General features: G+C 39.9%; 12 protein-coding genes. 4 read left to right on the top strand and 8 right to left on the bottom strand.

Annotated elements, in window-relative coordinates; translation table 11 throughout:
• The first annotated feature begins 49 nt into the window (after window positions 1-49).
• Both OQ5_RS0101880 and rsgA read left to right on the top strand, forming a co-directional pair.
• Window positions 50-1,243 carry a M24 family metallopeptidase gene (locus tag OQ5_RS0101880; RefSeq protein WP_026055067.1) on the top strand — a complete coding sequence of 398 codons (1,194 nt, stop codon included), beginning with the start codon at window positions 50-52 and terminating at the stop codon, window positions 1,241-1,243.
• A 435-nt stretch (window positions 1,244-1,678) separates the two neighbouring features.
• Window positions 1,679-2,737: a ribosome small subunit-dependent GTPase A gene (gene rsgA, locus OQ5_RS0101875; RefSeq protein WP_016775865.1), complete on the top strand. Its 1,059-nt coding sequence runs from the start codon at window positions 1,679-1,681 to the stop codon at window positions 2,735-2,737.
• Window positions 2,738-3,083: 346 nt separating this feature from the next.
• On the opposite strand, the gene OQ5_RS0101870 is transcribed toward rsgA, so the two are convergent.
• Both OQ5_RS0101870 and OQ5_RS0101865 read right to left on the bottom strand, forming a co-directional pair.
• Window positions 3,084-4,190 (bottom strand): glycosyl hydrolase 53 family protein, encoded by a 1,107-nt coding sequence (locus OQ5_RS0101870; RefSeq protein ID WP_176694047.1) that lies wholly within the window; start codon window positions 4,188-4,190, stop codon window positions 3,084-3,086.
• 78 nt (window positions 4,191-4,268) lie between these two features.
• Complete coding sequence (locus OQ5_RS0101865; RefSeq protein WP_016775863.1) at window positions 4,269-4,592, bottom strand: hypothetical protein; 324 nt, start codon at window positions 4,590-4,592, stop codon at window positions 4,269-4,271.
• A gap of 69 nt (window positions 4,593-4,661) precedes the next feature.
• On the opposite strand from OQ5_RS0101865, the gene OQ5_RS24060 reads away from it, so the two are divergent.
• Entirely contained in the window at window positions 4,662-4,874 is a 213-nt protein-coding gene (locus OQ5_RS24060) for a group II intron maturase-specific domain-containing protein (RefSeq protein ID WP_016775862.1), read from the top strand.
• 111 nt (window positions 4,875-4,985) lie between these two features.
• Here OQ5_RS24060 and OQ5_RS24055 read toward each other — a convergent pair whose 3' ends face one another.
• The 6 genes from OQ5_RS24055 to ltrA all read right to left on the bottom strand — a co-directional run bounded on the left by OQ5_RS24055 (window position 4,986) and on the right by ltrA (window position 8,991).
• On the bottom strand, window positions 4,986-5,120 hold the full coding sequence (locus tag OQ5_RS24055; protein WP_255297338.1) for a hypothetical protein: 135 nt from the start codon (window positions 5,118-5,120) through the stop codon (window positions 4,986-4,988).
• A 168-nt stretch (window positions 5,121-5,288) separates the two neighbouring features.
• Complete coding sequence (locus OQ5_RS0101855; RefSeq protein ID WP_016775861.1) at window positions 5,289-5,720, bottom strand: hypothetical protein; 432 nt, start codon at window positions 5,718-5,720, stop codon at window positions 5,289-5,291.
• A gap of 42 nt (window positions 5,721-5,762) precedes the next feature.
• Window positions 5,763-6,335 (bottom strand): hypothetical protein, encoded by a 573-nt coding sequence (locus OQ5_RS0101850; protein WP_016775860.1) that lies wholly within the window; start codon window positions 6,333-6,335, stop codon window positions 5,763-5,765.
• A gap of 206 nt (window positions 6,336-6,541) precedes the next feature.
• Window positions 6,542-6,871 carry a helix-turn-helix domain-containing protein gene (locus tag OQ5_RS0101845; protein WP_016775859.1) on the bottom strand — a complete coding sequence of 110 codons (330 nt, stop codon included), beginning with the start codon at window positions 6,869-6,871 and terminating at the stop codon, window positions 6,542-6,544.
• Window positions 6,868-7,215, bottom strand: a complete 348-nt coding sequence (locus OQ5_RS0101840) for a type II toxin-antitoxin system RelE/ParE family toxin (protein ID WP_016775858.1) — start codon at window positions 7,213-7,215, stop codon at window positions 6,868-6,870. Before OQ5_RS0101840 ends, OQ5_RS0101845 begins: the two co-directional genes overlap by 4 nt.
• Window positions 7,216-7,485: 270 nt before the next feature.
• Window positions 7,486-8,991 (bottom strand): group II intron reverse transcriptase/maturase, encoded by a 1,506-nt coding sequence (gene ltrA, locus OQ5_RS0101830; RefSeq protein ID WP_016775856.1) that lies wholly within the window; start codon window positions 8,989-8,991, stop codon window positions 7,486-7,488.
• Between the two features lie 696 nt (window positions 8,992-9,687).
• Here ltrA and OQ5_RS23750 point away from each other — a divergent pair.
• Window positions 9,688-9,825 carry a hypothetical protein gene (locus OQ5_RS23750; RefSeq protein ID WP_218054486.1) on the top strand — a complete coding sequence of 46 codons (138 nt, stop codon included), beginning with the start codon at window positions 9,688-9,690 and terminating at the stop codon, window positions 9,823-9,825.
• Window positions 9,826-10,008: the final 183 nt, after the last annotated feature.

The raw sequence follows: 10,008 nt of genomic DNA, 5'->3' as shown, positions 1-10,008 counted from the left end.
TATGCTTTTTATACCGCACTCATTTTTAATTTCATAAATTCAGATATCGATGCAAGATCAAATACCTCTATCAGAGTTGAATCACCGATTGTTTCGTTTCAAAGAAATAATGAATGAGCAGAACCCGGATTGGGAAATGGCTGTTATTTTTAGTAAGATCAACTTATTGTATTTTACTGGTTCAATGCCTGATGGAATGCTAATTGTCAGGAGAGATGACAGTTCCACTTTATGGGTTCGCCGTAGTTATGAACGAACAATTGAAGAATCGGTATTCCCCGATATAAGACCTATGGAGAGCTATCGGGATGCTGCCGGGGTTTATCAGAACCTGCCCAAAGCTGTTTACCTTGAGACAGAATTTGTTCCTTTAGCCTTTTACAGACGTTTTCAGAAGTATTTTCCGTTCGAAGAATATCGTCCGCTGGATTTTCAGTTGGCAAAGACCCGTGCAGTAAAAAGTAATTTGGAAATTAGTTATATGGAGCAAGCGGGTGCTGTTCATCAGCGTGTTCTGGAAGAAAAGGTGCCTGAGATACTAAGAGAAGGGATGAGTGAAGCCGATCTCGCCGGGGAACTTTATCAGGTTATGGTGAAGGAAGGGCATCAGGGAACTGCACGTTTTGCCGGGATTGATACCGAAATTGTTGTGGCACAACTGGGTTTTGGCGAGAGTTCGCTTTATCCTACCAATTTTGACGGCCCGGGGGGTAACCGCGGACTGAATGCAGCCGTTCCCGGTTTAGGAAGCAGAGAAAGAAAATTAAGGAAAGGCGATCTTGTTTTCGTGGATATGGGCGTGGGTTTTAATGGTTACCACTCCGATAAAACAATGACATATATGTTTGGAAAGGCTTTGCCCGATGATGTTATTCAAACACATAAAGAATGTGTTGATATTCAAAACAGAGTGGCCGGTTTGCTTAAACCCGGGAATGTTCCCGAAGAAATTTATGATACTGTAATGGATGGGCTGAGTGCTGATTTTCAGAAAAATTTTATGGGATATGGAAACCGTCGGGTTAAATTTTTAGGCCATGGCATTGGATTAACTGTTGACGAGTTGCCGGTAATAGCCAGAAAGTTTAAAGAGCCCCTGGAAGAAAATATGGTATTTGCCGTGGAGCCTAAAAAGGGCATCGAAGGTATAGGTATGGTGGGCATTGAAAATACTTTTGTGGTATCACCAGACGGGGGGAGATGCATTACAGGCGATAACCCAGGGCTTATTTTTGTTGAATAAGTCAGGCATTTTGTGTATTAAGATTTTTTTACGTTTCTGAATTTTATCCTTATCGTTGCATTAACTAAATCCTTTGTATGTTTAAATCTAATAAGGCTTTGGTGAAGTAAATAACCTTGAGCATTTGCGTTTAAGGTTATCTCCTTTTGATACTCAGGCATTTTCTTGTCGGAGTTATTTTCATATCCACACTCTTATTTAGTGCGTGTCTATAAACTCGCAAAAATTTTTACACTATTTGTGTCTGTTCAGAAAGTACCGGTTGCAAGGCTTGCGAAGCCGCCAAAAGCGGAGTTTACTAATGGTAAATGAGTATTTTGGCGGCAAGCGTAACACAGCAAATGGTACTTTATGGACAGACACAATTTAATTTACAATTGTATGGTTGGGGCGCATTTTATGCAGTCCTGACTGGAATTTTTAGATTTAAACATTATGAGCAATTTATCATATTATGGTTGGACAGATAACCTCCTCAGGGAAAAGGAGGCTTCCAATTTCAACGATTTACCACACGGCCGTGTTACTGTTTCACATAAAACCCGCTATGAAGTGGTGGCAGAGGAGGGATTTTTCTCCTGTGAACTTACGGGCAATATGCTTTATGGAAGAGATTCTTCTGAATATCCCTGCACCGGTGACTGGGTGATGTTTCAGCCAGTTGATGCCAACAAGGGGTTGATTATGGATGTGTTGCCCCGACAAAAAACACTTTTTCGCTTGAAGAGCGGAACTGTTTCTGAAAAACAGGCTATTGCCGCTCACGTTGATAAGGCCTTTATTGTCCAGAGTTTGGATGACAATTTCAATGTCAGAAGAATTGAACGTTTCATGCTTCAGATGGTAGGGGAGAGGATTCAGCCTGCCCTGGTATTGACCAAATCAGATTTAGAATATGACAGGGAAGTGGTAGAAACTGCTTTGAGGCATCTTTCAGCTAAGATGCCCGTATTTTACACCAGTATTCATGAGTCCGATAGTATTGAAGCATTACGTGCGTTTATTCAAGCAGAAGAGACAGTCGTTTTTGCGGGTTCCAGTGGTGTGGGGAAAAGTACCCTGATTAATGCCTTATGCAGGAAAGAGGTGTTCAAAACTGCTACCATCAGTGCTTCAACAGGGAAGGGACGACATACCTCAACCCGCCGTGAAATGGTATTGATGCAGGGGGGAGGTATACTTATTGATACACCCGGAATAAAAGTTTTTGGGGTTACCAATGACGATTCTGAATATCTTAATGAGGTGATGGATTTTTCCCGCTTTGTGGGAAAATGCCGTTTTAATAATTGTCAACACATACATGAAGAAGGTTGTGCGATTATTGAAGCTGTTGAGCGGGGCGAAATTGACCCGGGAGTTTATGAAAACTACCTGAAATTGCGAAAAGAAGCCTGGCATTTCACTGCTTCAGTTCATGAAAAAAGGAAGCGTGAAAAATCATTTGCCCGGATGGTGAAAGAGGTTAAAAAGAACTCCTCTAAAAATAGATGAACTTTTTGATATTGGTTTAAAATGAAAACCTCTGTAAATTAATCCCCGGAGGCTTTCAATTTTTCTAACGGGTTTCAAATTAAGTAATTGTTTCTGATGAAGATTATAGGTAGAAGGCAGTAACACCTTTGTCCTTATCTTTTCAACACCTTGCTTTTATTTTTTGTGAATCAACTTTTCCCCACGGTTTAAAGAACCGCCGTGTACTGGCTGTCCCGATCTTTACCGGGAAAACCTGTACGCACGGTTTACCCTGTGAAATAAGTTGATTTCACAGGGTAAATATGAGAGGTGCTCCGGGGGCTAATGGTTCACCGGCCATCTACTCTATATTATTTGTTAAAAACTAACTTCCAGGTTGAATACGCCTTTTTTTATCTCCATCATCTGCCACTAAGCCTGTATTTCTCCACAACTTCCCAAAGTCTTTAAGTTCTTCAGGAAATGTTAACCAAAGTTCATAAAAGTCTCGGTGAGCCCACCAAATCACATATTCATAATTATGTTCCTGAGCATTAGAAAGCAAGTTTTCTAAATATAAGTTTTGTTCACATTCGCTACTTTCAATAAACAAATCATAACTGCTAATTGACAGGTCTTCTGATAAGTGGCTTGTTTCAGAGAATGCAATAGGTTTGGTAATTTTTGAGTGTAAAAAGTCGAATGCTTTTTGAAAGTCATTTTTCGAATGCTGCCCCTTGAAAAATGGATAAAAACTAATGGCTACAAAATCCATATTGTTGGCATACGCAACTATTTCATCAATGTAATCCTCCGAATCCAACACTTCAGGTTGATACAAATTATGAAGAGAAAGAGACTCGGAAATCTTAAGTGACGGATATTCCTGCTGAATTCGTGACTTAACATTATGCATCAGGAGTTTGTATTCACTCCATTTTGATGGAGACTTAATTCTTAATTCATTTACTTCAATTGCGATAATTAAATAATCTGGCTCAAAACGATTAGTTAAATAATTAATATGTTTAAAATATGCATCTTCAATTTTCAAATCATTTAAACCATTATAGTCAGGCATCCTTCCGTTGTAATCATTTGCAAGGTCACTTCTGTCAGAATTTAGCAAACTAACAGAAAGTGCTAAATTGATATTAGGTATTTTTCGTGATATTCTTGAGTCAATCTCATCAGTAAATTCAACCGGCAATGGGAGGTCGTTTATCCAGGAATTCCATGGAATTTTATTGTCTATATGTTCAGAATATATATCAGAATTTTGTTCGATAAACTGATAAGTGTTGTTAATGGATTCTTTAGTTGGTGCGTATCCCCAAGTGCTGAAACCCATATTGAAATTTCTGGAACTATATTCGCTAAAGAATTCTGGATTAACACAATCTAGAACATCAGGTTTGTTGTCATTATTCTCAGAACAGCTGATTAGTAGCTCTAATGAAATAAATAGTATTGTTTTTAGTATTTTGTTCATTTCTCTGTGTTGATGTTCTAATTGTTGCTGCAACCTGACTATAGTCATCCGGACATTTCAATAGTATCACCTGTTATGTTAGCCCAGATCAATGGGAGAGGGTAATACAAAACCCTCAATATGCTGTGGATGCCATGGCTGGCGTATCATAGCTTTGTGTGTGCCCTGCATGAGCAGCAGCGCACCCACACTCGAAGTTCTTGAAAAAGAATAAAAATACAAATCTTTTTCGAGGAGCCATAGAGTGGGGGAGTATTTTTTATCCAGAGAGTTTAAGTCCCTTATGCGCGAGGGTGATGCCTCGAAGCTAAACAAGCAGGCAACCGGATTTACATCTATCTTCGGGACAAGCTGAAACTTCCCATAAACAGGGAGAAGAGTGGCATACGTCGTCCTGTTCATTTTCAGATTTTAGGTTATGGCTTTGTCCCGGTTTATCAAAAAGGGGTCAAAGGCAAATACCAATTAGTTGTGAACCGTAAAAGATGGAAAACGCTAAAAGCAAAACTGAAGGAAATCACCCGTAAGACCACGCCAATGAGTTTTGATGAGCGCATAAAGAAGCTGAATGAAGTTCAGCGGGGATGGCTAAATGCCTTCAAGTATGCCAACATCAAACAGAAATTGACGGAACTGGACGGCTGGTTGCGCAACCGATTGAGGTATTGTATCTGGCATCACTGAATTGGAGCGAAGCGGAAATCATGAACACCAAAAAAATAAACACTTGTGAATAAAAAAACTTGAACGGAAACGGAAAAACCTGATCCGTTTAGGTGTTCCCCCGCGTGATGCCTATGCATGGAGCTGCAGTCGGATGGGAGGTTGGGCTATTGCCCAGAGCCCCATATTGGGAACCACCATCACCAAAGCGCGTCTAATGAAGCGGGGATACATCCCTTTGGCTACAATGTTCAAAACGATTTCCAAAACTACGGAAATGAATCAACTGTTTCCCATGGTTTAAAGAACCGCCGTATACGAGACCTGTACGCACGGTTTACCCTGTGAAATAAGTTGATTTCACAGGGTGAATGTGAGAGGTGCTCCGGTGGGCTAATGGCTCACCGGCCATCTACTCGATTAGCCATTCGTGCATTATTTAATATTTAGAAATAATCCCAGTTTCAATGAATACGAAAGCATGCTTTTAGGCACAATCATCATTGTAGGATTAAATTCAATATCTGAAGTTGCGCTTAAAAAGAATGTTTCAGATAATTTTATGTTTGCTCCAATATCGAAAGAAACTGTTCGATGACTCGGCATATAAAAATTCAATCCGTATGCAACTCTTGGTCTAAGGAATCCTTTAGGGAAAATATATTCTAATTGGCAAGGTATTTTAAAATAGTTTTTTTTCTCTCCATCAAAGTCAAGTTGCGAGAAAAGTACTCCTGTTCGAAAATACATTTTCTCACTTGTCCTTGGCATCCATACATGACCAATTATACCAGTATGCATATAAAATTTATCATTCAAATCTTCAACATTTGAATACTTGATAACGCCTACTACTAATTCTGGCAAAATTCTAATTAGAGGAAATGATTTTTCATAAATAATACACTGTTATCCTTCACAAACAGCATTATGGTAATCTTCAGCTAATTTAATCAGGGTTTGATGCTCTGGTTTTTTTAAAGATTGTATTCTAGATTGAAATTCAGGAGCATCTTGCATAAAGTAATTTAGTAATCCAATATGTTTTTTTGATTCATAGAATACTTGTTTATCATCAATGTATTTAATCCCTTCTTCATATGGAATTTCTGTCAATTTTACATCCTCTTTATCAAGATAATAATGGTCTCCGTTTTCATCTCTCATGTAGTAAATATTTACTTTCCCTTTAATCAGGTATTCGAGAAATACTCTCCTATCATTTATTTCTCTTGAAACATAATACTTACCATCGATAAATCTGAATGCGATAATATCATTTGGTGAATAATCTTTAATAATATTCTCCTTATCTCTGAACTTGCAAAGTCTACTCATCAATAAATCGCCGCGATAATCTATATCTCCGTTTAAAGTATCACCAGTATTTTTTATTATGTAACCTGGCCTGAAATCAGTTTGAGCATTTAGTAATCCAATTGAAAATAGTAATCCGAATAAAATTAAGTTTTTCAGTTTCATGTAGTCTGTATTTATCTTTTTTGTAAAAATGTATCTGCGTTCTTGTCTTTTTGCATGATGGCTAACGTTAAACTGTATGCAGTCGGCCGGGGCTATCAAACCCGCTACGATTGTTTCAAACCGTGAGCGGGTAACAAGGAAAAACGAAGCTTGCAATATGCTGTGGAGCCCCGGCTGGCGTATACAGATTGTTGTGGTTTCGGCTTTTATTGTTCAAATTGGATGTTCTGATTCATCAATTCTACGTTAAAACTGATTTTTGCATTCAATGCTCTGAATACCTTTAAGATTGTTTCAAATCGTGCGTCTGTTAGATTATTTTCAATTTTAGAAATTTGGGCTTTCTTTACACCAATCATTTCTCCAAGTTGAGCTTGTGTCAAATGTTTGTCTTCTCGAATTCTTCTTATGGTTTGACCCAAAATATCAAGACGAAGTTCTTCTTCAAAATTATCTCGTTTCTCAGTTCCAATTTCGCCGATATGTTTATCAATCATTTCGTCAAGACTTTTCTTTCTTAATCTCTCGCTTTTCATAACCCTTTATTTTTTTGTTCAAAGTATTCTTTCCGTATTTCTTCCGCTTTTTTTATTTCTCCTTTTGGGGTTTTCTGCGTTTTCTTAACAAATCCATGGGTTGCCAAAACTAACGTTTCTTCATTTTCCGTTTTATCCCAAAAGGCAAGAAGCCTGTATTGATTTTTCTTGTATTTAGTTCTTAATTCCCAAATCAAATCATTTAGTTTCTTAAATAATTCCGGGTCGTTTACTATTTGTACTTTTCTTGCGTTGTAAAGGATTTTTTCTCTCGTTTTATCATCAAGTGATTCAACGAAATCAATTGCTTCGCCAAGTAGCTCAATTTTAAATTTCTTAATCATTCATCTTTTTATACGAAGATACAAGTTTCTTAATTAGGAAACAATAAGAAATGGTTTTTTCTTTAAGCTGAACCAACCGGGTAGCTTACGCCCCCTAAGAACCGTGCGTGCCAGTTTATGCATTCATGATTAATTTTAAAGGCATGCATGATTTTCAATTCCCGGCACACGGCTCAGGCACTTTTAAGGCCTTCCCGGCGAGGGGAGACCCGGCTGTTATTACTATTTTTATTATCGTTGACAATAAAAGTAGTAATTTGCCTGCATTATTCACGAAGGGTTTAATAGTTTAAGGTGTTCATGAACTCGCAAGCTCGTTTCTTTGGCTAATATTTCCCTTCTTTTTGTTCTGTCAGAGAAGTATTTGTCATACTCGGGCAGAAATGGGTTGGCCTCTCCCTTGATTTTTACATGATACCGGATGGGTACATACTTAATGCGATATAGCCTGTGAACGGCAATACCGTTTTTAGTTATGCACTTGTCGGAAAAATGTAAATCCCGGAAGTAACGATGAAATATCCACCAACGGTTTTTGTTTCCGTGTTGGTATTTTGCCCATCGTTTTAGCTGTTCCCAAATAAAAGACCCTACTTTAGCGAACGTCCTCCTGGCACAAATGCCCTTGTGATAGTTCGACCAGCCCCGAATAACGGGGTTGAGAATACGTATCAGTGCATGTGCCGGAATTCCGCGGTAATCCCTGATCATTTTTTTAATTTTGTCCCTGAAGGATTTTACAGCCGATCTGGACGGTCTGATGACCAGTTTGCCCTTGTATTTACGGACATATTGAGAGAGAAAGTCAAAACCATCGTTAATATGGGTGACTTTGGATTTTTCCGGAGAGAGCTGAAGCCCTCTTTCCAGCAGGAAATCCTTAACCAAAGGAATGATCTCTTCGGTAATGATTTCTTTGCTGGCCGCAGTAATCACAAAATCATCGGCATACCGGATGAAGTTGACCCTATGGCCTTTCCGTCTTGGGAAGTGGCTGTCGAGTACTTTCTCTAACCCGTCAAGCACCATGTTCATGATCAGAGGAGAAATGGTTCCTCCCTGTGGAGTACCTTTTTCTGTAGGGAATAAGCGTTTTTTCTCGATGTACCCTGCCTTTAGCCATTTATGAAGAATGGTTTTGTTGATTGGAATATTTTTTAATATCCAATCGTGGCGGATGTTATCGAAACACGCTTTAATGTCTGCCTCGAATATCCATTGTGCAGAGTTTTTCCTGCAAAGAGCCAGGAAGCATTGAGCAATCGCATCGTTGCACGAGCGCCGCATTCTAAAGCCGTAGGAATTACGGTCGGCCAATGTTTCGGCCAGAGGGTCAAGAGCGATTTTGAAGAGTGTTTGCATCGCTCTGTCGTGCATGGTGGGGATGCTGAGTGGTCGTTTCTTTCCGTTCTTTTTAGGAATGTAAATTCTGCGCAGTGGCTTGGGACGATACCCTCTAATAGTAAGAGATTTGGCTGCATGTAGTTTTTCGCCAGGATTAATCCATAACGTATTGTCTACGCCCGGGGTTTTCGCACCTTTATTGGTGGTTACCTTGAGCACAGCCAGCAGTTTAGCAAAGAATGATTTCGAGAGAATATGTATCAGGGCCCTTGCTTTGCCCCAACGCTTCTCCTTAACAGCCTTGGCAATGCGTCTTTGCAGCCTGCTCACCGACTGGATGACTTTGCGCCATAGAATGGTCGCCCAGTTATCCGTGTGGCGTGGAAGTGCACACGATAGATTTGCATCCTCGTTCATTTTGCTTTCTTTCATTTGCAGGTTCTGTAAAGTTTCTTGCCATAAAGCACCAGTTGAAGGTCAGCGGACTTTCGCCCTGTGGTGATGTTGCCGTTGGCTCAACCACTATCCGACTCGTTACAAACCGGCCTTCGCTTGTTTCAACCTCTCTGTCCGACGTTTATTCACGAACATAATTAACAATTAAGGTGTTCATGAACTCGCAAGCTCGTTTCCCAATGCCTTACGGTTATGGTTTTATCCCTTTCGTTTACCCGAAACGTATGGGAGAGAGCGCCGGGCTTCCACGTTCCGCTCTAATAACAGCATATGTGAGTGGAGTGTCGTGTCAAGCATAAAATATCGTACCAAGCATCACTGATTTTCGTTTTTTCTTCATGATAAAAAGCTTACGTAGCTATGGCTATGCGCGCTTTTTCTCATTTTGAAAAAAGCAAAAATCAGTTTCAACTTATACGACATTTTATACATGACACGACACTTGTCCCATCCTGTCTGCCGGCTGATCAACGTCTTCGTATGAGCTGCGTTAAACGCTCATAACCTGTCAGCTTACCATTTTGGTAGGGAGCGTATCAGTCTTAGTTTTCGCTCTTACGCCTTTACGACAGTTACGGAATGTTCAAATGTTTTGGCCATGCTCACGCATCCATGCCCTTAATCGGTCTAAGACCCCGATGACAGTCCGCCTTGCGGTTTTCTGCCACGCCCATGGGATACGAAATCCGAACGATTGGTACACTTATCCCGGGAGCTTCAACCGATAATGGTTCACCCTGTGAAAATATTATTTTACAGGGCAAGCCATACATCCGTTGTCCCGGTAGGATACTATTGGAAGAACAATAGGTTTTATCAAGGCCATTGCCTTGTAAAACAATTATATAGAGCGACTTCGTGTCGCAACAACGTTGACCTGTATGCGGTCGGCCGGGGCTTTCAAACCCCATAAGATTGTGTCAAGCCGTGAGCGGGTAACAAGGAAAAACGAAGCTTGCAATATGCTGTGGAGCCCCGGCTGTCGTATACAGA

Origin of the sequence: Anaerophaga thermohalophila str. Valhall (genome assembly GCF_000250735.1) — a bacterium.
Taxonomy (GTDB): Bacteria; Bacteroidota; Bacteroidia; order Bacteroidales; family Marinilabiliaceae; genus Anaerophaga; species Anaerophaga thermohalophila_A.
This window is presented reverse-complemented; position numbering and strand designations above follow the sequence as displayed.